Here is a 230-nt window from a genome sequence, read left to right as displayed (position 1 = left end):
CGAATCGAATCGAAATATTGTGATAAGATGACGAGCTCATTGGTTGTAGGTCTTGACTGGGCACTAGAGGCAAAACAAAATGGAGAGCCACTTTCAATAGGTTTAGTAGGAAATGCTGCCGCTATTCATCATTAGATTATCGCTCGTAATGTCCATATTGATATTGTTACCGATCAAACGTCTGATCATGACCCACTAAATGGCTACGTGCATGAAGGATTTTCTCTAGC

General features: G+C 40.9%; 1 pseudogene. It reads left to right on the top strand.

The features are described from left to right. Positions 1-230 (top strand): annotated as a pseudogene (locus tag SAZ04_RS23175) (urocanate hydratase); the annotation flags it as partial.

This window comes from Halalkalibacter lacteus (genome assembly GCF_036663595.1).
Lineage (GTDB): Bacteria > Bacillota > Bacilli > Bacillales > Bacillaceae_D > Halalkalibacter > Halalkalibacter lacteus.
The sequence above is the reverse complement of the archived record's forward strand: the minus strand, read 5'-3'. Positions and strand labels throughout refer to the sequence as shown.